The sequence below is a fragment of the Microbacterium sp. 71-36 genome, assembly GCF_001898305.1.
Classification (GTDB): Bacteria; Actinomycetota; Actinomycetes; order Actinomycetales; family Microbacteriaceae; genus Microbacterium.
Genome location: NZ_MKTP01000004.1, coordinates 21,811 through 43,175, shown reverse-complemented (window position 1 = coordinate 43,175; position 21,365 = coordinate 21,811). Strand labels below are relative to the sequence as shown.

The 21,365-nt window shown below is 65.7% G+C and carries 24 protein-coding genes; 23 read left to right on the top strand and 1 reads right to left on the bottom strand.

Translation table 11 applies throughout. The features are described 5' to 3' along the window. Positions 1 to 164 precede the first annotated feature (164 nt). From menC to BGO45_RS11655, 6 genes are all read left to right on the top strand, one after another. A complete protein-coding gene (gene menC, locus BGO45_RS11680; protein ID WP_292694438.1) occupies positions 165 to 1,298 on the top strand; it encodes an o-succinylbenzoate synthase in 1,134 nt (377 codons plus the stop codon). Continuing rightward, positions 1,295 to 1,975, top strand: a complete 681-nt coding sequence (locus BGO45_RS11675; protein WP_292694437.1) for a hypothetical protein — start codon at positions 1,295 to 1,297, stop codon at positions 1,973 to 1,975. The genes menC and BGO45_RS11675 overlap by 4 nt, the downstream gene beginning before the upstream one ends. Before the next feature lie 57 nt (positions 1,976 to 2,032). Continuing rightward, positions 2,033 to 3,421, top strand: a complete 1,389-nt coding sequence (locus tag BGO45_RS11670) for a glycine--tRNA ligase (protein WP_292694434.1) — start codon at positions 2,033 to 2,035, stop codon at positions 3,419 to 3,421. Positions 3,422 to 3,649: 228 nt separating this feature from the next. Further along, positions 3,650 to 4,660 carry an ATP-binding cassette domain-containing protein gene (locus BGO45_RS11665; RefSeq protein ID WP_292694430.1) on the top strand — a complete coding sequence of 337 codons (1,011 nt, stop codon included), beginning with the start codon at positions 3,650 to 3,652 and terminating at the stop codon, positions 4,658 to 4,660. Further along, on the top strand, positions 4,657 to 5,460 hold the full coding sequence (locus BGO45_RS11660; protein ID WP_292694428.1) for an ABC transporter permease: 804 nt from the start codon (positions 4,657 to 4,659) through the stop codon (positions 5,458 to 5,460). Before BGO45_RS11665 ends, BGO45_RS11660 begins: the two co-directional genes overlap by 4 nt. Positions 5,461 to 5,647: 187 nt before the next feature. Beyond that, entirely contained in the window at positions 5,648 to 5,845 is a 198-nt protein-coding gene (locus BGO45_RS11655) for a hypothetical protein (protein ID WP_143733834.1), read from the top strand. 516 nt (positions 5,846 to 6,361) lie between these two features. Here BGO45_RS11655 and BGO45_RS11650 read toward each other — a convergent pair. Beyond that, positions 6,362 to 6,610 (bottom strand): hypothetical protein, encoded by a 249-nt coding sequence (locus BGO45_RS11650; RefSeq protein ID WP_292694422.1) that lies wholly within the window; start codon positions 6,608 to 6,610, stop codon positions 6,362 to 6,364. Positions 6,611 to 6,687: 77 nt separating this feature from the next. Between BGO45_RS11650 and BGO45_RS11645 the strand changes: the two genes are divergently transcribed. The 17 genes from BGO45_RS11645 (at position 6,688) to ccsB (ending at position 21,342) form a co-directional block, all read left to right on the top strand. Beyond that, positions 6,688 to 6,930 carry a DUF305 domain-containing protein gene (locus BGO45_RS11645; RefSeq protein WP_083709110.1) on the top strand — a complete coding sequence of 81 codons (243 nt, stop codon included), beginning with the start codon at positions 6,688 to 6,690 and terminating at the stop codon, positions 6,928 to 6,930. A 263-nt stretch (positions 6,931 to 7,193) separates the two neighbouring features. Continuing rightward, positions 7,194 to 7,574: a helix-turn-helix transcriptional regulator gene (locus BGO45_RS11640; RefSeq protein WP_083709113.1), complete on the top strand. Its 381-nt coding sequence runs from the start codon at positions 7,194 to 7,196 to the stop codon at positions 7,572 to 7,574. Continuing rightward, a complete protein-coding gene (locus BGO45_RS11635; RefSeq protein WP_076677867.1) occupies positions 7,574 to 8,515 on the top strand; it encodes a cation diffusion facilitator family transporter in 942 nt (313 codons plus the stop codon). Before BGO45_RS11640 ends, BGO45_RS11635 begins: the two co-directional genes overlap by 1 nt. A 111-nt stretch (positions 8,516 to 8,626) precedes the next feature. After that, positions 8,627 to 9,061 carry a hypothetical protein gene (locus BGO45_RS11630; protein ID WP_076677865.1) on the top strand — a complete coding sequence of 145 codons (435 nt, stop codon included), beginning with the start codon at positions 8,627 to 8,629 and terminating at the stop codon, positions 9,059 to 9,061. Between the two features lie 79 nt (positions 9,062 to 9,140). Next, positions 9,141 to 9,809, top strand: a complete 669-nt coding sequence (locus BGO45_RS11625) for a thioredoxin domain-containing protein (RefSeq protein WP_076677862.1) — start codon at positions 9,141 to 9,143, stop codon at positions 9,807 to 9,809. 32 nt (positions 9,810 to 9,841) lie between these two features. Next, positions 9,842 to 10,810 carry an NAD(P)-binding domain-containing protein gene (locus BGO45_RS11620; protein ID WP_239278268.1) on the top strand — a complete coding sequence of 323 codons (969 nt, stop codon included), beginning with the start codon at positions 9,842 to 9,844 and terminating at the stop codon, positions 10,808 to 10,810. A 423-nt stretch (positions 10,811 to 11,233) separates the two neighbouring features. Then, positions 11,234 to 11,776, top strand: a complete 543-nt coding sequence (locus BGO45_RS11615) for a signal peptidase II (protein ID WP_083709109.1) — start codon at positions 11,234 to 11,236, stop codon at positions 11,774 to 11,776. Then, the gene (locus BGO45_RS11610; protein ID WP_076677858.1) at positions 11,773 to 12,105 is read left to right on the top strand and encodes a DUF6804 family protein; all 333 of its coding nucleotides are present in this window, start codon (positions 11,773 to 11,775) and stop codon (positions 12,103 to 12,105) included. Before BGO45_RS11615 ends, BGO45_RS11610 begins: the two co-directional genes overlap by 4 nt. Continuing rightward, positions 12,102 to 12,689, top strand: a complete 588-nt coding sequence (locus BGO45_RS11605; RefSeq protein ID WP_076677856.1) for a TlpA disulfide reductase family protein — start codon at positions 12,102 to 12,104, stop codon at positions 12,687 to 12,689. The genes BGO45_RS11610 and BGO45_RS11605 overlap by 4 nt, the downstream gene beginning before the upstream one ends. After that, positions 12,686 to 13,453 carry a cytochrome c biogenesis CcdA family protein gene (locus BGO45_RS11600; RefSeq protein WP_076677854.1) on the top strand — a complete coding sequence of 256 codons (768 nt, stop codon included), beginning with the start codon at positions 12,686 to 12,688 and terminating at the stop codon, positions 13,451 to 13,453. Before BGO45_RS11605 ends, BGO45_RS11600 begins: the two co-directional genes overlap by 4 nt. Further along, on the top strand, positions 13,434 to 15,122 hold the full coding sequence (locus BGO45_RS11595) for a cytochrome c biogenesis protein ResB (RefSeq protein WP_076677852.1): 1,689 nt from the start codon (positions 13,434 to 13,436) through the stop codon (positions 15,120 to 15,122). Before BGO45_RS11600 ends, BGO45_RS11595 begins: the two co-directional genes overlap by 20 nt. Positions 15,123 to 15,132: 10 nt before the next feature. Further along, entirely contained in the window at positions 15,133 to 16,059 is a 927-nt protein-coding gene (locus tag BGO45_RS11590; RefSeq protein WP_076677849.1) for a cytochrome c oxidase assembly protein, read from the top strand. Then, positions 16,056 to 17,621, top strand: coding sequence for an apolipoprotein N-acyltransferase (gene lnt, locus BGO45_RS11585; protein WP_239278247.1), 1,566 nt, complete (start codon positions 16,056 to 16,058; stop codon positions 17,619 to 17,621). Before BGO45_RS11590 ends, lnt begins: the two co-directional genes overlap by 4 nt. Positions 17,622 to 18,370: 749 nt before the next feature. After that, entirely contained in the window at positions 18,371 to 19,036 is a 666-nt protein-coding gene (locus BGO45_RS11580) for a copper resistance CopC family protein (RefSeq protein ID WP_083709108.1), read from the top strand. Positions 19,037 to 19,571: 535 nt separating this feature from the next. After that, positions 19,572 to 19,898, top strand: coding sequence for a M23 family metallopeptidase (locus BGO45_RS11575; protein ID WP_239278227.1), 327 nt, complete (start codon positions 19,572 to 19,574; stop codon positions 19,896 to 19,898). After that, a complete protein-coding gene (locus BGO45_RS11570) occupies positions 19,874 to 20,347 on the top strand; it encodes a DUF4307 domain-containing protein (protein ID WP_308192667.1) in 474 nt (157 codons plus the stop codon). Before BGO45_RS11575 ends, BGO45_RS11570 begins: the two co-directional genes overlap by 25 nt. An 11-nt stretch (positions 20,348 to 20,358) precedes the next feature. Next, positions 20,359 to 21,342: a c-type cytochrome biogenesis protein CcsB gene (ccsB, locus tag BGO45_RS11565; protein WP_256334329.1), complete on the top strand. Its 984-nt coding sequence runs from the start codon at positions 20,359 to 20,361 to the stop codon at positions 21,340 to 21,342. Positions 21,343 to 21,365 lie beyond the last annotated feature (23 nt).

Sequence of the window (21,365 nt, the reverse complement as noted above, 5' to 3'; positions counted from 1 at the left end):
TCCGGAGAAACGCGCGTGATCGGGGCGCTGGAGGCCCGAGGTGCGGCCCGAACGTCGAATTCTCCGGAGCTCGGCACGCCGCGGGCGCGCGCCGGGCACGCCGCGGGCGCACGCCGGGCACGCCGCGGGCGCGCGCCGGGGACGCCGCCGGATACCCTGCCCTCATGCCGCCCCGCACCCCCGCCGCCCCCGTGACCCTGGATGCCGTCGAGCTGCGGATCCTGCACATGCCGCTGGTCTCGCCGTTCACGACGTCGTTCGGCACCGAGACGGTGCGCGAGGTCATCGTCGTCCGCGCCGAGACGTCCGACGGCGTGGGGTGGGGCGAGGTGGTGACGCAGGCGGAGCCGTTCTACTCCAGCGAGTACACGCAGGGCGCGTGGGACGTCCTCACCCGTTTTCTCGCGCCGGCCCTCCTCGAACGCCGCGCGGTCGCGCCCGAGGAGGTCGCCGGCATCCTGGCCCCGGTCGTCGGGCATCGCATGGCCAAGGCCGGACTCGAACTCGCGGTGATCGACGCCGCGCTCCGCGCCGACGGCCGCAGCTTCGGGCAGTACCTCGGCGCCGAGAAGGACCGCGTGCCCTCGGGTGTCTCGGTGGGGATCCAGCGCGATCCCGCCGCCCTCGTCGACACCGTCGGCGGCTACCTCGACGAGGGCTACGTCCGCATCAAGATCAAGATCAAGCCGGGGCGCGACATCGACGACACCGCCGCCGTGCGGGCGGCTTTCGGCGGCATCCCTCTGCAAGTGGATGCCAACTCCGCCTACACCCTCGCGGATGCCGACACGCTCCAGGGGCTCGACGCCTTCGACCTGCTCCTCATCGAGCAGCCGCTGCAGGAGGACGACATCGTCGACCACGCGACGCTCGCCCGGCGTCTCACGACGCCGGTGTGCCTGGACGAGTCGATCGTGTCCGACAAGGCCGCGGCCGATGCCCTGCAGCTCGGTGCCGCGGCGATCATCAACATCAAGGCCGGACGCGTCGGCGGCTACCTCGAGGCGCTGGCGATCCACGACCGGTGCCGCGCCGCCGGGGTCCCCGTGTGGTGCGGCGGCATGCTCGAGACGGGCATCGGGCGGGCCGCGAACGCCGCGCTCGCTGCTCTCCCCGGGTTCCTGCTGCCCGGCGACATCTCGGCATCCGCGCGCTTCTACGACCGCGACATCGTGACGGCGCCCGCCGTGCTGGAGGACGGACACGTGCGCGTGCCCACCGACCCGGGCCTGGGCGTCGAGATCGACGAGACGGCGCTCGACGCCTTCACCGTGCACCGCGAGCGGATCACGCGATGAACGAGACGTCCGGCCGCGACGTCCCGTGGGGGCGTCCGCCCGTCGCCGGCATCCCCCTGCCGCCCTTCGCGGATGCCGCGGCCCACCGCTCGTACGTGCGGTCGCTGCAGACGTTCCTGCTGCTCCTCGACGGGGCCGGACCCGCCGCGACGACCATCGCGCTCGCCGCCGCGCTCGACGCGGAGCTGCCTCGGCGCGGTGCCGAGACGTCGTCGGTCCTGTCGCCGCTCGCGCTGGGCGTGAGCCTGTCGACGTTCTTCCCGGCGCCGTGGACGCCGGAGGCCCTCGCCCGGGCGCTGAACGGCGGGGGCTACGGAACGCCCACCGGCGGTCGGGGCCGCTGGGCATGGGGCGGCGACCCCGATTACGCGGCGACCGAGACGCGCGGGGGATGGCAGATCCGTCGGCACGAACGCGGTGCGGTCGAGACCGCGACGCTGGCCCATCGCGACGACCTGGTGCTGCTGTGGATGGACATGTTCCGCAACCGCTTCCCGTACCCGATCGCGCACACGCCCGCCGCGGACGCCGCGACCCCCGAAGCCCTCGCGGAGGCTGCTCGCGCGACCGTCGCCGCGCACGACGCGAATGTCGCCATGCCGTACCTCGAGAACTGGCGCACCGAGCGCGACAGGGCGATGTCGGGCGGTCAGGGTGAGGCCGGTCCGCTTCGATAAACTGGATGCCGCGCACTCGCGCTCGCACCCACAGCTTTCCCGACCATTGGAGCCACCGTGGCCGAACAGTCCCGCCTCGACAAGGTCATCTCGCTCGCCCGCCACCGCGGGTTCGTGTTCCAGGCCGGTGAGATCTACGGCGGTTCCCGTTCGGCCTGGGACTACGGCCCCCTCGGCACCGAGCTGAAGGAGAACATCCGTCGTCAGTGGTGGCAGACGTTCGTGCGCGGCCGCGGCGACATGGTGGGGCTCGACTCGAGCATCATCCTGCCCAAGCGCGTGTGGGAGGCGTCGGGTCACGTCGCGACCTTCACCGACCCGCTGGTCGAATGCCTCCACTGCCACAAGCGCTTCCGCGCCGACAACCTCATCGAGGACTTCGAGGCGCGCAAGGGCCGTAAGGCCGAGAACGGCCTCGCCGACATCCCGTGCCCGAACTGCGGCACGAAGGGCCAGTACACCGAGCCGAAGGCGTTCTCCGGCCTGGTCAAGACGTACCTCGGCGTCGTCGACGACGAGTCGGGCCTGTACTTCCTGCGCCCCGAGACCGCGCAGGGCATCTTCGTGAACTTCTCGAACGTGCTCACGGCATCCCGTCGCAAGCCCCCGTTCGGCGTCGGCCAGGTGGGCAAGGCGTTCCGCAACGAGATCACCCCCGGAAACTTCATCTTCCGCACGCGCGAGTTCGAGCAGATGGAGATCGAGTACTTCACGCCCCCGGCCGAGGCGCAGGAGTGGTTCGAGCACTGGGTCGAAGCGTGCTGGAACTGGTTCGTCGACCTCGGCATCGACCCCGTCAACATGAAGCGATTCGACGTCCCCGAAGACGACCGCGCGCACTACTCCGCCGGGACGATCGACGTCGAGTACCGCTTCGGCTTCCCGGGCAAGGAGTGGGGCGAGCTCATGGGCGTCGCCAACCGCACCGACTACGACCTGAAGAGCCACTCGGATGCCTCGGGCTCGAGCCTGACGTACTTCGACCAGGCCTCGGGTGAGAAGTACACCCCGTACGTGATCGAGCCCTCGTTCGGTCTGACGCGCGCCATGATGGCGTTCCTCGTCGACGCGTACCGCGAGGAGGACGTGCCCAACGCCAAGGGCGGCACCGACACCCGCACGGTCCTGAAGCTCGACCCGCGCCTCGCACCCGTGAAGGCCGCCGTTCTCCCGCTGTCGCGCAACGAGCGTCTATCGCCGCTCGCCCGCGAGGTCGCCGACACGCTGCGCGCGGCCGGCTGGAACATCGACTTCGACGACGCCGGCGCGATCGGCCGCCGTTACCGCCGCCAGGACGAGATCGGCACGCCCTACTGCGTCACGATCGACTTCGACTCGCTCGACGACAACGCCGTGACCGTCCGCGACCGCGACACGATGGGCCAGGAGCGCATCCCGCTCGACGGCCTGCACGCGTACCTCGCGGAGCGCCTGCGCGGGGCCTGACCCGAGCGCGGTCCACGGCCCGGTGCCCCGGTGCCCGCGCCCCGCGAGACTGCATCCGCCTGACATCTCCATTGCAGCCTGCAGTGGCTTTGTCGGCGGGTTGCAGTCTCGGCGATGGGGATGCCGTGGCGCCGCCCCGCAGCCCGGGTCGGTCCCGTGACAGCGCCGTGACAGCACCACCCCCGCCGTGACAGCGGCACGACAGAGCGCCCGGCGCATCCTGTCGTCATGACCACCTCATCCACCCGCGTTCCCGCGGTGCGAGCCGAAGGGCTCGTCAAGACGTTCGGCTCGAACAGGGCCGTCGACGGCGTCGATCTCGTCGTCGAAGCCGGGACCGTCTACGGCGTTCTCGGCCCCAACGGTGCCGGCAAGACCACCACGATCAGCATGCTGACGACGCTGCTGCGTCCCGACGGCGGGCGGGCCGAGATCTTCGGCCACGACGTCGTGAAGGACGCGCACATCGTGCGGCAGCTCATCGGCCTCACCGGGCAGTTCGCCTCGGTCGACGAGAAGCTCTCGGCCACCGAGAACCTCATCATCTTCGCGCGCCTGCTCGGGCTCTCGAGGGTCGACGCCCGCCGCAAGTCCACCGAGCTCCTCGAGGAGTTCGGTCTGACCGAAGCCGCTTCCCGGCCGCTCGCGAAGTTCTCCGGCGGCATGCGCCGTCGCCTCGACCTCGCGGCATCCCTCATCGCCCAACCGCCGCTCATCTTCCTCGACGAGCCGACCACGGGCCTCGACCCCCGCACCCGCGGCCAGATGTGGGACACGATCCGCCGCCTGGTCGCGACCGGCTCCACGGTCGTGCTCACTACGCAGTACCTCGACGAGGCCGATCAGCTCGCCGACCGCATCGCCGTCATCGACCGCGGACGCGTCGTCGCCGAGGGCACGGCGCTCGAGCTCAAGGCATCCGTCGGTCAGGCGTCGCTCGTGCTGCGCCTGCAGCCGGGCTCCGATCTCGAGGTCGCCCGCGCGACGATCGGAAGAGTCCTGGATGCCACGGCCATCGTGTCTCCGGAGGCGGCGCGCCTCACGGTGCCGATGTCCGACCCCGACGAGGTCACCGATCTGCTGGTGGCGTTCCGCGCCGCGGGTGTGCACCTGAGCGAGTTCAGCGTGCAGCAGCCCACCCTCGACGAGGTGTTCCTCACGCTCACCGGCAGCGGAGTGCCGGCCGACGACGACGCCGCCCGCGAGAGCGCCGCCGACCTGGAAGGAGTCCGCGCATGACCGCGATCACCGTTCCCCGCGACCTGCCTCGCACCGCGGGACTCGGTCAGACGTTCCGCAACACCCTGACGATGGCCTGGCGCGGTCTGTTGAAGATCCGCCGCACGCCCGAGCAGCTCATCGACGTCATGGTGCAGCCGATCCTCTTCACCCTGATGTTCACGTACATCTTCGGCGGCGCGATCGCCGGCGATGTCGCCAGCTATCTGCCGATCATCATCCCCGGCATCCTGGTGCAGACCGTGATCACGACCTCGGTCGTCACCGGTGTGCAGCTGCGCGAGGACATGGACAAGGGGGTGTTCGACCGGTTCCGGTCGCTGCCGATCGCGCGCATCGCGCCGCTGTCGGGGGCGCTCCTGGCCGACACGGTGCGGTACGCGATCGCGACGACGCTGACCTTCACGATGGGCTTCATCATGGGCTTCCGACCCGAGGGTGGTCTCGGTGCGGTCGTGCTCGCGGGGCTGCTCGTGATCGTGTGCTCGTGGGCGATCAGCTGGATCTTCGCGTTCTTCGGCGTGATCGCCCGGACCGCGTCGAGCGTGCAGGGCGTCTCGATGCTCATCCTGTTCCCGCTGACGTTCCTGTCGAACGCCTTCGTGCCGGCGAACACCATGCCCTCGTGGCTGCAGTGGTTCGTCGACATCAACCCGGTCTCGCACATCGTCACGGCCGTCCGCGATCTCGTCAACGCGGGCACGATCGGGTCGGACGCGATCATCTCGCTCGTCGGGGCGGCGGTCATCGTGGCGGTGTTCGCGCCGTTGACGGTCCGCGCCTACATGCGGAAGGCCTAGGGCTGGCCGCATCCGATGACCAGGAAGACCGCGAGGTTGCAAACGACGCCCTCCAGGCCCTGCTCGAGGACGCGACCCCCACCGAAGGCAAGATGATCTACCGCACGATCAAGAACCTTCAACGCCCAGCCGCCGTAGACACGCCCGCAATCGCGACGGAAAATAGACCGAGAAGGAAGGTGATCAGATGGCTCGGCATTCCCGCTCGTCCTTCACCGGACGCTTCGTGACATCGCACAAGGGCAGCCTCCAGCGCCGCATCGCGGCAGGCGAGGCCGACCCGATCAGCGATCGCGAGCGCGCACAGCTTCAAGAGATCCGCCAGACCTACATCCGCAGATTCGGCGTCGACCCCGAGGCCCAGACGGTCTCCAAGACCGCCTGACACGCGCTGAGAAGGGACCGTGCCCACGGGGCCGGTCCCTTCCTTCGTTCTCGAGCATCACCACATCAGCTGCTCGCACCGGATACATGCCGATCTTGCGCAAGGGAGAGCACGGTCCAGGGTGCGGCAACGCCGCATCGCGTCGCGACGCGCAGCGCCCTTGACGGTGATCGACCGCGTGCCACGATCCCAGCATCCGGGGGAGGGGTGAATCACTTTCCGGACTCGCTCCCGGGGGCGCGCCCGAAGATGACTTACGGTCCATCTAGACATTTGTCTCATGGAGTCCGTCTTCGTTCTCAAAGGAGAAACGTCATGCCCCGACAGCGTCCGCAACCGCGGCCTTCCCTGATAGGTGAGCGTCCCGCCAGTTCCGACAACGCCCCTCACGCGGGGAGCTCGCCCCGTCGCCGGTCAACGCTGGCTGGTGGGAGCATTTTCGATCCCCCGTTTATGCCAACGGTACACGGGGACATTCCTGTGACCGAAGGTGATGAGGGCCGAGCGCGATAGTCCTCACTTCCGGTTGCTCGTCGAGGGACCGGTGTGCTTGACGTACTCCGCCCAGGTGCATTCCACTGCGAGCTTCATCCCGTCCTCGGGAAAATAGCCGATCAGTTGCCGCTGAGCCGGATCGTCGTGAAACGTCACCGAGCGCAGCAGCTTCCGCCCCTGCACCTCGACCACGCGCACAATCGCGATTCGTCTGCTGCGGTCGAAGACGAACCACACCCCCGGCTCGGGGGAGCGCTGCAGCTGAGACATCGGAGACCAAACCTGTACCACGCGCGGCCCTCACGCCCCGTTGACGGTCATGAGCCGTTGATCCCGCCACCGGCAGCATGGACCACGGCGGCGGCATGATGAGCGAAGACGACATGCAATCGCTCAAGCAGGCCACCGGAACCGACGCCGCCCGGCTGTTCCTCCAGCAGATGATCGAGCACCACCGCGGTGCCATCGACATGGCCCTGGAAGAAGCGACCAACGGCCAGAACAGCGACGCCGTCGCACTCGCCAACACCATCATCGAGGCGCAGACCTCCGAGATCGCCACGATGGAGGAGCTTCTCGCCACTCTCTGATCCCGCCCGGGGTGGGGCGCGGAAAGCCCACCGCGCCCCACCACCTGATCAGCCGAAACGCACCCTGTGGCGCGACTACAACTACCACCGCGCGCCGGTCTCCGGCCCCGCGCCTTGTCCTTCACCACCCTCACCGCAATCGTCGCGCTTGCTCTGTGGGCGAGCATTCGGGTGGCCCACTGATCCGGCGAGAATGAGCATGGTTCCCAGTTGGATGCAGACGTGACGGACACGGCATTTGACGATATCATCGCTATGTGGCGATGAATAAAGAGGGTGGTCTACTCGATCCTGACGCGACCGCTGTGTACGCGCACCTATTCGACGCGCTTGGGGACCCCACGCGATTGGCGGTTCTCCAGCATCTGGCGTCCGGCGAGCATCGCGTCCGGGATCTCGTCCAGCACCTCGGATTGGCGCAATCAACCGTAAGTAAGCACCTCAGCTTCCTGCGGGACTGCCGACTAGTCACTGTTCGCTCGGAGGGTCGGGCTTCCTGGTTCGATCTTGCGCAACCTGTGGCGACTGCGGCTCTCATTAACGCCGCCGAACTCCTGCTGAGAGACACCGGCACGCGTGTCACGCTATGCGCTCACCTTCATCAGCCTGGTGAAGACTTCGCCCTTGGAACGGACGCGGCCTGATGGGCGCCGGTCACACGCACGCACCGTCTACCGGCGCGGCCGGGCATCCGACCGACCATCGGGCGCGTCTCTGGATTGCGTTTGCAATCACCGCGGCAATCGCCGTGACTCAAGCGGTTGGATCCTTCTTTACCGGCAGTCTTGCCCTCCTCACGGACACGGCCCACGCACTCACTGACGCATCCGGACTTCTCGTTGCACTCATCGCCGCGACGCTGGTGCTGCGGCCGGCTAGTGCGCGACGCACGTGGGGGTTCCGTCGCATCGAAGTTATCGCTGCCTTCGGGCAAGCGGCTCTGTTGATGGCGGTAGGGGGTTACACAGCCATCGAGGGGGTACGCCGGCTCTTCGAGCCCCCGGAGGTGCCAGCTGCGGAACTGCTGGGTTTTGGAGTCGTTGGGTTAGTCGCGAACGTCATCGCCATCTTCGTGCTGTCTTCCAGTCGCGGAGCTAACTTCAACATGCGGGCAGCGTATCTGGAAGTGCTGAATGACGCGCTGGGATCACTGGGGGTTATCGTCGCGGCTGTCGTCATCTGGACGACGGGTTTCTTTCAAGCGGACGCCATCGCCGGTCTTTTCATCGCCGCTCTCATCGTGCCGCGTGCGTTCAAGTTGCTACGCGAGACGTCGTCGGTGTTGATGGAGTTCACCCCCGACGGTTTGGACTTGGACGATGTGAGATCTCACATTCTCCAACTCGACCACGTCATAGACGTCCATGACCTACACGCCTCGACAGTCGCCACCGGCCTGCCGACAATCAGCGCGCATGTCGTGGTTGAAGACGAATGCTTCACGGACGGACACGCAGCCGCTGTCCTTAAGGACGTCAGAGCATGTGTGGCTCAACACTTCGAGGTGTCCGTGCTGCACTCCACCTTCCAGATTGAGACAGCCGACCTGCAAGATTCGGAACCCGGGGATGTCCGTCACGCTTAATCGCGGGCGCCGAACCGCTCGAACGGGCGTGTTCGCAGCCCGATCGCATATCGGCACACCGTCGGCCGTTCCCAGCCATTCGCCCAGAACCTCTCCGTACACTGGCTGCTGATGTATACCGACGCTCACGCCCGGCGCTCAGCGCTGGCGAAAGAGCACGGAGCGATAACGCGACTCATTACCATCATCGCCCTCGGGGCCCTCCTGCTGCTCGGAGTCGTGGCCCTCAACCATGGCGACAACGCCCCGGTAAGCGGTGTGGTCGCGACGGCATCTGACACTGCGCCGCACGACCCGGCCGCACCCGTCGCTACCTCTATCGTCGAGGCGAGCGTGTACGACGTATCGCCCGGAATGGCGCTGTGCGTTCTCGGCGTCGTCTGCGGATTCGTGCTGTACCTCGTTGTTCATCTCCTGGTGCGCCGCGGACCGGCTGGGATCACACTCGTCTGGCGCGCCCTCCCGCCGTCTTTGATCCACCCGGTGTCCGGCAGGCCTGAGGGCCACGCCCTCACAATCGCGCAACTGGGTATCTCTAGAACCTGACATCGGCACGTCGCCCCCGCGGCGACACTCATCCCGGGCAACCCGGGCTTTTCTTGTGCCGTCAAGTGTTGGAGTACCCATGAAAATCAACTGGAAGGCGACGGTCATTACCGCCGCCGTCGCCGTCGCGGTCGTCGCGGGGGCTGTCATCTATGTCCTAGTCGATCAGAACAACACCCGCGTTGCCGCCGAGGAACGGGGAGGAGGGTCGATAGCGGTTGTTAGAGACGACTCCCACGTCCTCGACGACGCCGGCGACGGCGCCATCACCATCGTGGAGTTCTTGGACTTCGAGTGCGAAGCCTGCGGCGCCTACTACCCCGTCGTCGAAGAGCTTCGTGTGAAGTATGAGGGACAGATCAACTACGTCGTTCGCTACTTCCCCCTTCCCGGCCACATCAACTCCGAAAACTCAGCGGTCGCTGCGGAGGCCGCGGCAGCCCAGGGACGCTTCGAAGACATGTACAACCGTCTCTTTGAGACGCAAGCACAGTGGGGGGAGTCTCAGCAAAGCCAAGCGGAGCTGTTCCGCTCGTACGCGACCGAGTTGGGCTTGGATATGACGGCCTACGACGAAGCTGTCGCCGACCCTGCCACTCTCGAGCGCGTTCGATCCGACCTCGACGACGGACGCGCCCTCGGCGTGGACCGAACCCCTACGTTCTTCGTCGACGGCGAACCTCTTGTCATTGAACGATGGAACGACCTTGAAAGTGCCATCACCACCCGCTTGGACGGCACCCCCTAGTGGCGGGCCTGTCACACCGACGAGTCATCATCGTGGGCGCAGGGCAGGCTGGATTGGCAACTGCAGCGGCACTGATCGCTCGCGGCATGGAACCGCAGCGTGACTTCGTGGTCATCGACAGTTCCGCGCGGGGACAACGCACGTGGAGTGCGCGCTGGCCTTCTATGCGGTTGCTCAGCAATGCTGAGCACTCCAGCTTCCCCCGCAGACCACTGGAGGGTGACCCGTATCGGTACCCCACCCCGGGAGACATCGAAGGCTATCTACACAGATTCGAAGCGGAGCTCGGGGTAAACCCCGTCTGGGGTGTCCAGGCCCTCGCCGTGACTCGCCACGGCAACGGCCCAACCCTGCTCTTGAGCACCACGGTTGGCGAAGTGCAGACCCGCAACGTCGTGTGCGCTACCGGCGCCGCAGCACGTCCCCGATTTCCGAAATGGGCCGCGGACGCCGAAGTCGAAGGAGTACAGATGCACACCAACGCCTACAGAACACCCGAGCAGATTCCGCGAGGCCGGGTACTTATTGTCGGCGGTGGTATCGCCGGGACGGAAGTTGCTTCCGACCTCGCGAAGTCGCACGACGTCACTCTGGCGGTCCGCACCCGACGGGCTGAAGCGCATCCGCGGCAATTCCCCACCCAGCCGCGCGTCTCACCGTGGCGGCGCGTGAAGATCGCCCCAGAACCCCTCTACGACGCACTCCGAGATAAAGGCGTCTCCATTCGCGCCGAGACGATTGGGGTGGACGGGGCCAAGTTCGCCTTCGCGGATGGCTACCGGCAGGCCTACCAGTCAGTCGTGTTCGCCACCGGGTACGAAGCGGGCGACGAGTGGTTGCCCACGCAGCCGCAGCTTCAGCGACGCATCCCCACCGCGACGACGCTACCCGGTCTGTTCGTTGCCGGAATCCCCGTGCACAGCCAGGCCAGAGCTAACACCCTTCCCGGGGTATGGACGGACGCGGCTCGTATTGCCCGATTCATCTACGCCCGACCTTGAAAAGACCAATGAGATTCTTCCTCGTATCCAGACCTCGCCATCGCGCAACGCAGGTCACGGTGACGCTGTGCGCCACTGTCGCTCTTAGCGCCGCCCTCATCGTTGCAGGACCCGCCGCGCCGACCTTTGCTGTCGTGGCCCCGGCGCTGAGCTCGGCCATGGATGTCAGCTTCACCACTGCGCCTCTGAGCGTCGAACGTTCAGGAACCACCGTAACGAGCTCCGAGACTCCATCACCTGGGCACCAGACCCATCCTCATTCCACGGCCACCCCACGCGCGGACGGTCGAGGAGTGCCCACCGGCGGTGGCGAGGTCGCTCCCGTGCTGGGAGTCTCCGCGGTGGCGATGATTCTCGGCGGAGCGCTGGTCACGCTTCTGGTCACAGCGCGGCGAACCCGCCACCTCCGGAAGGGCCAAGAAGGTGACCGCTGAGAAGACGCGGCCGTTCGCCGTCGCCTGCATGGTGGCAGCGGCCGCGGTGTTGATAGACCAGTTCAGTAAAGCCATCGCCCTGACTGCGCTTGCCGACGGGAGACGGGTGCCCATTATTGGGGACGCATTCGGTCTGCAACTCGCCTTCAACCCCGGCGCGGTGCTGGGAACGGGCTCGGGCATGACCTGGGTTCTCACCTTGATAGGCGTGGCAGCCGTTGCCGGGCTTTTCGTCCTGGCGGCCCGCGCGCGAACGGTGGGATGGGCGGGTGGTGTGGGGCTATTCCTCGGTGGAGCTGTCGGCAACCTCATCGACCGTTTCATGTCGCCGCCAGGATTCGCAATCGGCCACGTCACCGACTTCCTTGCATACGGGCGTCTGTTCATCGGCAACTTGGCAGACGTCTTCCTCGCCGCTGGAGCGATAGCGGTTGCAGTGATGCTGATGCTCCGCCAACGCGCCCACAGTGGCACCAAGGTCGCGCCTGCCACACCACCCACGTTCGGGGTTCCCCCGGAGGACAAGCAATGAAAAAGACCAAGACGCCATCTCGGTATCAACGAAACGCCCTCGCCCCCGGTCTGATCGCCGCAGCCGCCCTGTTCGTGGCGCCAGCGCTGCTGGACAGCGGCTGGTTCACGCTTGTGCGCTTCATCGTGGCAATCTTGGCGCTCATCGTCGCCTCGTTCGCCTACCAGGAGCGGCAGCTGTGGTGGGTGCCGGTGTTTGCTGTGATCGCGGTGGCATGGAACCCGGTGCTCCCCATCCCCGCTGAAGGTGTTGTCTGGACCGCGGCGCAACCCGCAGCCGCAGTCGTCTTCCTTGTCGCGGGAGCCATCATCAAGAGGGAGCGGGCATGAATCGCAAACTCCTCGCCCTCGGCACGGCGCTCATCATCGTCGGCGTGATGAGCGGTTGCACCGCCACGACCCAAACAACGGACGCCGGCGCGGGCGCATCGTTCTCCGATGGGAATTTCCAAGTGGCCGAGATTGCCCCGTCGGACAGAGGCGAACCCGTTCAGTTCGAAGGCGTCATCGAAACCGGTGAAACCGTCACCAGCGACGACTACCGAGGTGAGGTGCTCGTGGTGAACTTCTGGTACGCCGCCTGCGGACCGTGCATCGTCGAGGCTCCCATGCTCGAGGAGGTCTTTCTGCGCTTCCAGAACGAGGAAGTCGACTTCCTCGGAGTGAACACCTACGACCAAGCTGAGACAGCACTCTCTTTCGCGCGCGAGAACAACGTCACCTATCCCAGCGTCATCGACGTCAATGACGGTCAGGTGAAACTCGCCTTCGCGCAACTCACCCCGATCCAGGCCACACCCACAACGCTCGTAATGGACCGCCAGGGTCGCCTCGCCGCCCGCATCATCGGCCAACTTCCCAGCGCGTCCATCCTGTCCACCATCGTCGCGGACACGCTGGCGGAGAGACCATGAGCGCCGGGGCGCTCGTCGTCGACGGCGCACTCTGGCTTGCCATCCCCCTCGCCCTGGTCGCCGGTCTCATCTCCTTCCTATCGCCCTGTGTCCTACCGCTGGTGCCCGGCTACCTCGGGTACCTCGGCGGTGTGGCCGCCCCTCCCACCTCCACAACCGGAGGAGACGGTGCGACGACGGTCACCACACGCCCGCGGCTCGTAGCAGGCGTCCTGCTCTTCATCGCCGGATTTACTGTGGTCTTCGTCGCCGTGACCGTCTTGGGGGGATTCTTCGGGGTGGCGCTCTCGCGCTACGCCGATCTCCTTACCCGCGTCTTCGGCATTGTGAACATCGTCCTGGGGCTGGTCTTCACAGGCGCAATCCGGCTTGGACAGCGTGGCATGCGTCCGACCCTCCGTCGTCGAGCCGGGCTCGTCGGCGCTCCGCTTCTCGGGTTCTCACTTGGTGTCGGCTGGACACCGTGCATTGGCCCCACACTCGCAGCAATCCTGTCCGTGTCGTGGAACCTTGGTGACCCCGCCCGAGCCGGGCTCCTCGGTCTGTCTTACTCACTCGGCCTCGGAGTGCCCTTCCTCGTACTGGCGCTCGGATGGGGGTGGGCTGCGCGGTCCGTCACAGTCCTCCGCACTCACATCCGCACACTCAACCTCATCGGAGGCGCCGTGCTCATCCTGCTCGGGCTGCTCATGGTGACGGGCGTGTGGACCTCGCTCATGTCACTTCTGCAACAGGTGGTAATCAATGTCCCCCTCCCGCTCTGATACCCGCCACGTCGATTCAGACCCGCGGCGGCCGGCGGACCATCCTGACGGGGCCCCGAACGATCAAGACGGCCCACAGGTAAAGCTGGATGGCAAAGGGTGGCTCCGCTGGACATGGCGCCAGCTCACCAGCATGCGCACCGCGCTCATCCTCCTGCTCTCCCTCGCCCTGGCCGCAGTACCCGGCTCACTGTTTCCTCAACGAGGCGCCGACCCCAACGGCGTCATCCAATGGGAGCGCAACAACCCCGAGTGGTTCCCGTTCCTCGACGCCGTCGGATTGTTCGACGTTTACTACTCGCCCTGGTTCTCGTCCATTTATCTGCTGCTGTTCGTATCCCTCATCGGGTGCGTCATCCCGCGGGCGAAACACCACTACCGCGCTCTCAAAGGACAACCGCCGCGCACACCCATCCGGTTCGCTCGACTCCCCGAACACCTCGAGCGAGCCATCCCCGGCGAGCATCTCACCCCCGCGGCAGCTTTGGATCTTGCCGAAACAGAACTCGCCCGGCGTCGCTATCGCGTCCGCCGCTACGACGGGAAGGGGTGGACCTCCGTTTCGGCCGAACGCGGGTACCTCCGCGAGACCGGCAACCTGCTCTTTCACATCGCCCTGGTCGGCGTGCTCGTCTCCGTCGTCGTCGGCAAGGCGTTCGCCTACACCGGCCAGCGCGTCGTGGTGGAGGGGACAACCTTCGTCAACACCCTCAGCGACTTCTCCTCCTTCGACCCCGGCCGTTTCGCGGACGGATCCAACCTGACGCCGTACTCCCTCACGCTGGACCGTTTCGACGTCACCTACCAGCCAGCAGGCTCCCCTGGCGGTGGGCAAGCGGGCGACTTCGCCGCCAACGTCACGATCAGATCCCCCGGAGCAGACGACCGAACCGAGCGGGTGGTCGTCAACTACCCCATCACTGTAGGGACCGACCGCATCCATCTCCTCGGAAACGGTTACGCGCCTACCCTCACCATCCGTGACGCGGAAGGTCAGATCGTTTATAGCGACTCACTACCCTTCCTCCCGCAAGACTCCAACATGACCTCACTAGGCGTCGTGAAAGTTCCGGATGGCTTGCCGCAGCAGCTCGGGCTGATCGGCTTTTTCTACCCCACACAGGACACCTTGCCCTCAGGTGCCGCCACCTCGATCTACCCCGACGTAATCAACCCCGTCATCACCCTCAACGCATTCGCAGGCGACCTGGGCATCGACGATGGAACCCCCCGTTCCGTCTACGCCCTGGAAGTTGACCAACTCACCCAGCTCACCGGCGGCAACACCGGACAGGAATCCATTGAACTCAGGCCCGGTACCACCGGTGCGCTGCCCAACGGGTGGGGCACCATCACCTGGGAGGAAGCCGACGGTGCTCCGGTGAAACGGTTCGCGTCCCTGCAGATCCAACGCGACCCCAGCAGCGGCTGGGTCCTCGCGTTCTCTGTGCTGGCCTGCGTCGGGCTGTTCACCGGACTTCTCATACCTCGCCGCCGAATCTGGGTGAAAGTCCACCACTCGGCGACCACAACCGACTCGACGATCCACGTGGAGTACGCCGCCCTCGCCCGAGGAGACGACCCGGGGCTTGCCCGCGCGGTCCAGCACCTAGCGGAGGCTCACACAGAAGTGTGTGAGCGGGCGAATACGGCCGCGCAGCCACGATAGGTCCACAGCTATGAACGCCCCCCTCGACCTTGGCGACTACCTGCTGCCCGCAGCGCACCCCTTTACCCTTTTGCCGGGCGCCGCAACGGTGATGGCCACCATCTACCTCCTCGGGGCGCTGCGTCTGTGGCGGCAGCATCGACGGTGGTCGGTGTTGCGCACGGTGAGCTTCGTCTCCGGCTGCGCAGCCCTCGCCGCCGTCACCGGCCTCGCTGTAGAGGACTACGGCAAAGCCCTGCTTTCGGTGTTCATGTTTCAGCAGCTGACATTGATGATGGCCATCCCACCGCTGCTCGTGCTCGGTTCCCCGGGAACCCTTCTGCTGCGTGCCACCCCGCACCGCGGCGTCGGAAAAAGTGTCCTCAAAGTGGCGCACGGCGCGTTGCGGTGGCGAGGGTCAAGATGGGCCCTAAGCCCCTGGGTCGCATTACCCGCCTACCTCGCGGCCTTCTACGGCCTGTACATCGCAGATCTGCTCGATCCCGTCCTAGCCCTCCCCGGCGGTCACACCGCCTTAGAATCGGCGTTCCTGATCAGCGGGATCCTGTTCACCATCCCGGTGCTCTCCACAGATCCACTACCGGTCCGCATGAGCCACGGAGGACGGGCACTCGACCTTTTCGCTGAGGCAGCGTTGCACGCCTTCTTCGGGGTGTTCCTCATGATGGCGACCAGTCTGGTAGTAGGAACATTCGCTGAATCGACCATTGCCCTAGGGATCGACCCCATCGAGGACCAACGCGTAGCCGGCGGTCTTGCATGGTCCTATGGCGAGGCGCCCACACTCATCATGATCCTGATCGTGATGCACCGGTGGTTCCGGCACGACTCCGTTCGTGACGCCGCCGCAAGCAGATGGGCGGACGCGCACGGGGATCCAGAGCTCGACGAGTACAACGAGTACCTGCGCCGTCTAGAGAAAGGCGGGTCCGCATGACAGCACTTCGAGGGGCAACCGGCGCGCTGCGCATGCCCTCTATGTGGACCAGCGGCACGGATTCCTTGCCCGTGACGGCGGCGTTGCCCTTGGCGGCAGCGGCGGGGTTGCTGATGGATGCGGCCACACCGGACCTCGGATGGTGGCCGCTTGCTTTCGTGAGCGTGACGATCCTGCTCGCGGCTCTCCTCGGAAGAGGCACGCTCGCTTCCTTCGTCGTGGGTTGCGTCTTCGGGGCCGTGTTCAACCTTGCCCACCTCGTATGGGTGGCGCAATTCCTCGGACCAGTGCCCTGGTTGGCCCTCAGCGCCCTGCAGACAGTCCTGATCGGTGTCAGCAGCATAACCATCACCCTCACCTACCGTTGGGTGAAGGTACGTAGGCTCGGCGGGGCCTTAGACCTGCTGGGTATCCCCGCGCTGGTAGCAGCCCTGTGGGCCGCGCGGGAAGTACTTGTCGGAATGTGGCCGTACTCGGGCTTCCCCTGGGCACGGGTAGGAATGACGCAAGTGTCGGGACCATTTCCTGAAGTGGCGTCCTGGGTGGGAACGACGGGTGTGACCTTCCTCGTCGTGGGCGTGTGCGCCGCCCTCGTGCAGGCCCTCAGACCGGGGCGTCGCACTCTGCGTGCCGGCGTGCCGGCGCTCGTGGGAGTCCTGCTCATGGCGGTCACACCCCAGTACGCCACCCGGAGTATCGGAACGTTCACCGTCGGGTGGGTCCAAGGCAACGGGCCGGCAGGCTATTTCGACGACCGCAACGAAGGCGACATGCTCCGAGCCCAAGCATCAACATCGAAAACGATTCGGGGCCAGCAGATGGACGTGCTCGCCTGGCCAGAGGGCTCCGTGGACATCGACCCGGCGTCTTCAGAACCCACACGTCGAGTGCTGAGTGAAATCTCCGCCGCGTACGGTGCCCCGCTCCTAATGAACGCCGCAACCACGAGAGGCGAGCAAACGTTCAACTCAACCATGCTGTGGACGACGGACGGTAGCGAGCAGAGCTACGACAAACTCAACCCCGTCCCGTTCGGCGAATACGTGCCCGACCGGTGGCTGTTTGAACGTCTCGCACCTGACCTTGTCAGTCTGATCCAGAGGGAGTACACCCCAGGCAGATCGGCGCCAGTGATGGATATAGGAGGCACCCGCGTCGGGCTGGCGATCTGTTTCGACGTCATCTACGACGACGTGATCTTCGATGCAGCACGGCAAGGCGCGCAGGTCTACATCTTCCAGACAAACAACGCCGACTTCCGCGGAACAGACGAGAACGTGCAGCAGCTCGCCATCGCGCGAATGCGAGCCATCGAAACCGGGCGCGCAGTGGTCAACGTCTCCACCGTGGGAACAAGCCAAGTGATCAACCCCGATGGGTCGACCGAAGAGACCATCGGGGTGGACACGGCCGCTGGCCGAGTGAGCGAGGTGCCGCTACGGGCGGGGATCACGCCGGCGAGCTGGCTCAGCCCCACCATCGAAATTGCAATGGTCGTTGCATCGGCCGGTGTGCTGTTGTGCGTTCGTCTGCGCATCCACGTTCGTGCGCGGAAACGGTGATGAGCTGGACAAACGGCAGACCGCATCGCGCACCCCGCGCGAGCAGCGCACGCTTGGCCTCCGATGCCAGGCTGCCCCGGCTTGGCTGTGACGGCCAGTTCGGATTGGTACCATCGCTGCGATGCCGGTAAGCACGGGACGCGCCCCACTTGGGGCCAGTACCGCCTCCGTCGTGAGAATGAGGATCATCGCCAGCCTCGTCCTAATCTTGATGTGTCTGCTCGCTGTATGGTCAAGCAGCCACTCTGATGCTTCCACGACCTCCGATGCGGCGTCCGCGACCCACACGTGGGAGAGCGATCAAGGTAGTCGAACAGTCCTCGATGAGCCCGCCGGTGACGTTGTCAACAGCCTGACGCAGGCTCTCCCAGCGGCGGCCGTAGCGCTATGCCTGGTAGGCGTGTGTGTGGCGGGAATGCTGCTGGAGCATCGCTTCCGTCTCATGCGGTCGAATCTCAATGTCATCCGCTCACCTCGACGCGATCAGCCTCACGTTTTACGTACCGTCCGCTCACACACCACGACGCTGAGCTTGACCGAACTGTCTCTCTCACGGACCTGACCCGTACCGGGGCTCCGAAAATCACACCTTCTCGGCTGATCTGACGCCAACGAAGTTGTAGTCGAACGCAACTTCCCACCCCTTCGGGCGCGGCCGTACAGGTGCACTCGGAGCGTTTCTGATCCGACGCTCGACGACTGCCGTGGGCGCCCAATCCCCGGGCGCCGCAGTCCCACTGAAAGACGCCATGCACACACTTTTCGCCCCCCGTTCGCCTCGCTGGTTCGCAGCCGCCGGCATTGCCGTGACGGCACTATCCCTGATGTTCGTTCTACCCGGTTCGCCGCCGGCTCGTGCTCACGACGCTTTGGTCCAGTCCTCCCCAGCAGCGGACTCAGTCGTCTCAGCGACGCCCGCTGAGGTGTCAATGACATACAGCGGGGAGGTCTTCGACGCCTCCAGCGCCATCGCGGTCGAAGTGATTGACTCCTCAGGAGCGAACGTTGCACTGACGCCTCCGGTCGTCGCTGACACGACGGTGACCCAGGCAGTGAAGCCAGTCACGTCTCCAGGCGTAGTCACGGTGCGATGGCGCGTGGTCTCCAGCGACGGTCACCCCATCAGCGGTGAGTACGCGTTCACGGTTGACGCTCCCGTAACGCCCACGGCGTCCGCCGAACCGGACCCCTCTGCAACCACGGGTGCCCCCTCCTCATCTGAGCAGAGCCCGGCCATCTCGTCGACACCAGAACAAAGCGCGACAGCAGACGCCGTGGCGGAGGTCGAAGAGCCACGGAGCGGAATCGGTCTTCCGCTGTTAGTGACTGGCGTCGCTGTCGTCATTCTGGGCGCGGCGGCGCTTGTGCTTTTCTCGTCCGGACGGCGTCGACGACAGCAGCAGGTGGGGCAGTGAAGGAACACCGTCAATGAGCAGTGAGATTTGGTCGACACACCAGTCACGCCCTCTAACGCGCAGGGAACGGCGCCACGCTGATGAGTTCAGGATGCGTGAGGCGCGGAGCTCCCACGGTCCTGAGGCCGCGCGCGCAATGCGCGCCCGCCCGCTTGTTGCGAGTGCGTTGGCGCTGGCGCTCATGTGTCCTCTGGCGCTGCCGGCGTACGCGGCCTCACCTGTCACGGACTCCGAGCCGACCTTGCAGCAAGCCGCTGCGGACGACTCACAACAATTCACCGTGTCCTCCGCGCTCCCCGCTTCGCCCCTGGACAGGCAGAGCTACGCAGCGACGTCTCAGGAAGAAATTCATCAGAAAAAGGCGCGAGAGGCTGCGGCGGCCGCGGCCGCCGCAGCACGCGCAGCTCGGCCCGCTACCACCTTCGCTGCTGAACGCGCAGTCCCCGTCCTCGCCGCCGGTAGCGGGGTTGTGCGCTGGCCATTGACCTCGACGTTCAGAGTCACGGACCAATTCGGAGCAAGAGGCGGGGCGCACATGGGCACCGACATGGTGACCGCGGGCGGCACGCCAATCTACGCGTCCGTGGCCGGGACAGTCGATGTCTCGAGCGAGAGCTATGGCGCCTACGGCGTCGCTGTCACCGTTGAGTCCGTCGTCAACGGCCAACGTATCCGGGCCGTCTACCCGCACATGCAGTACAACACCCGGCAGGTCGGCAGCGGCCAGGAAGTGCAGGCGGGCCAACTCCTCGGACTCGTCGGAAGCACAGGCCGCTCCACCGCAAACCACTTGCATTTCGAGGTGTCCGTCAACGACGTCACCGTGGATTCCCTGGCGTGGTTGGAAGCGAATGCTCAGTGACTAAACGCGCCATTACAAAGCGCGGCGGCAGGCGCCGCGCCGCACCGCAGCGAACGGCACTGCAAAAGAAACTCGACGATCGATACGGCCGCACTTCGCTTCCCTGGCGTCGCCGAGCTTTCTGGATCAGTGTTGCTGTGTTCGCGGTGGCTGCCATTGCCTACCTGGTCTGGATCACACTTCAAAATAGCTTGGACGACATCTCCATCGCCGAGACCGGCTACCTCGTCGTCGATGAGCGGGCTGTGACGGTGTCCTTTCAAGCCACCCCTCCCTCCGGCGCACGGTTCGCGTGCGCCATCCAAGCCCTGGACGAGGATTTCGGCGTCGTGGGGTGGCGGGTCGTCGAGTACGCCCCCTTCCCCGAGACCACTCGATCCTTCACCGAGCGCGTTCCGACTCTCGCCCTGGCAACCACCGGCACCGTCAAAGAGTGCTGGACAATCTAAGGATTCCACCCGTGACCGAATCATCCGCCCTCACCCTTGATGGGCTGTCCCTGCTGATGGTGTGGACGGCCATCGGCGTTTACGCGCTCGCCTTTGCGGCGTATGCCATCGACCTTGCCGTGCGCGTGTCTCGCGTCGAGGCGCCCGCTGCGGAACTCGTGACGGTCGGGGACGTGGCTCCACCGGTGGCGCCCCCGGCGGCCGCGGTGCAATTGCAAGTGCCGCCACGTGAGCGCGAACGTCTCGTATGGGCACGTATCGGAACCGCCCTCACCATTTTGGGATTCGCGCTGCAGCTGAGCGGGGATGTCCTCCGAGGCATCGCCGCAGCTCGTGTGCCGTGGGCGAACATGTACGAATTCGCACTCACCGGCACTCTTCTCATCGTCGGCGTGTTCCTTTTCGCCCTTCGGCGGTACGACCTGCGTTTCCTCGGCTCCTTCTTGCTTGGGATGGTCGTCCTTCTTCTGGGTGGTGCGACCTTGGGGTTCTACGTCGAGGTCACCCCTCTGATGGACCCGCTGCGTAGCGTGTGGCTTGTCATCCACGTCTTCGTGGCCTCCCTTGCGACTGCGCTGTTCGCCATCGCGTGCGGCCTGTCCGTGACGCAACTTCTGCAACACCGGCGTGAGAGTCGCCCCTCCGTCAACACGCGGCGGGGCCTGCTTCGAACCCTGCCCACCTCTGAAGATCTGGAAGCCCTGGCTTACCGGTTCGCCATCATTGGCTTCATCTTCTGGACCTTCACCCTGATTGCCGGCGCGATTTGGGCAAACGACTCCTGGGGACGCTTCTGGGGTTTTGATACCAAAGAGGTGTGGACTTTCATCATCTGGGTGCTGTACGCCGGGTACATCCACGCTCGTGCCACCCGTGGATGGCGCGGTAACCGTTCTGCGTGGCTGTCTATCGTGGGGTTCGCTGCGGTGCTGTTCAACTTCACCGCCGTGAACATGTTCTTCAAGGGTCTGCATGCCTATTCGGGGCTGAACTGATGCCTACTTCCGGCGCTAAGCTC

Bases quoted from the DNA above. Each gene is read 5' to 3' on its own strand.
- BGO45_RS11605 (WP_076677856.1), top strand. From the start codon at position 12,102: ATGAATCGCAAACTCCTCGCCCTCGGCACGGCGCTCATCATCGTCGGC.
- BGO45_RS11650 (WP_292694422.1), bottom strand. From the start codon at position 6,610: ATGTCTCAGCTGCAGCGCTCCCCCGAGCCGGGGGTGTGGTTCGTCTTC.
- BGO45_RS11580 (WP_083709108.1), top strand. From the start codon at position 18,371: ATGCACACACTTTTCGCCCCCCGTTCGCCTCGCTGGTTCGCAGCCGCC.
- BGO45_RS11665 (WP_292694430.1), top strand. From the start codon at position 3,650: ATGACCACCTCATCCACCCGCGTTCCCGCGGTGCGAGCCGAAGGGCTC.
- BGO45_RS11595 (WP_076677852.1), top strand. From the start codon at position 13,434: ATGTCCCCCTCCCGCTCTGATACCCGCCACGTCGATTCAGACCCGCGG.
- BGO45_RS11645 (WP_083709110.1), top strand. From the start codon at position 6,688: ATGGACCACGGCGGCGGCATGATGAGCGAAGACGACATGCAATCGCTC.
- lnt (WP_239278247.1), top strand. From the start codon at position 16,056: ATGACAGCACTTCGAGGGGCAACCGGCGCGCTGCGCATGCCCTCTATG.
- BGO45_RS11660 (WP_292694428.1), top strand. From the start codon at position 4,657: ATGACCGCGATCACCGTTCCCCGCGACCTGCCTCGCACCGCGGGACTC.
- BGO45_RS11640 (WP_083709113.1), top strand. From the start codon at position 7,194: ATGAATAAAGAGGGTGGTCTACTCGATCCTGACGCGACCGCTGTGTAC.
- BGO45_RS11575 (WP_239278227.1), top strand. From the start codon at position 19,572: ATGGGCACCGACATGGTGACCGCGGGCGGCACGCCAATCTACGCGTCC.
- BGO45_RS11625 (WP_076677862.1), top strand. From the start codon at position 9,141: ATGAAAATCAACTGGAAGGCGACGGTCATTACCGCCGCCGTCGCCGTC.
- BGO45_RS11675 (WP_292694437.1), top strand. From the start codon at position 1,295: ATGAACGAGACGTCCGGCCGCGACGTCCCGTGGGGGCGTCCGCCCGTC.
- BGO45_RS11655 (WP_143733834.1), top strand. From the start codon at position 5,648: ATGGCTCGGCATTCCCGCTCGTCCTTCACCGGACGCTTCGTGACATCG.
- BGO45_RS11590 (WP_076677849.1), top strand. From the start codon at position 15,133: ATGAACGCCCCCCTCGACCTTGGCGACTACCTGCTGCCCGCAGCGCAC.
- BGO45_RS11610 (WP_076677858.1), top strand. From the start codon at position 11,773: ATGAAAAAGACCAAGACGCCATCTCGGTATCAACGAAACGCCCTCGCC.
- BGO45_RS11635 (WP_076677867.1), top strand. From the start codon at position 7,574: ATGGGCGCCGGTCACACGCACGCACCGTCTACCGGCGCGGCCGGGCAT.
- BGO45_RS11600 (WP_076677854.1), top strand. From the start codon at position 12,686: ATGAGCGCCGGGGCGCTCGTCGTCGACGGCGCACTCTGGCTTGCCATC.
- menC (WP_292694438.1), top strand. From the start codon at position 165: ATGCCGCCCCGCACCCCCGCCGCCCCCGTGACCCTGGATGCCGTCGAG.
- BGO45_RS11630 (WP_076677865.1), top strand. From the start codon at position 8,627: ATGTATACCGACGCTCACGCCCGGCGCTCAGCGCTGGCGAAAGAGCAC.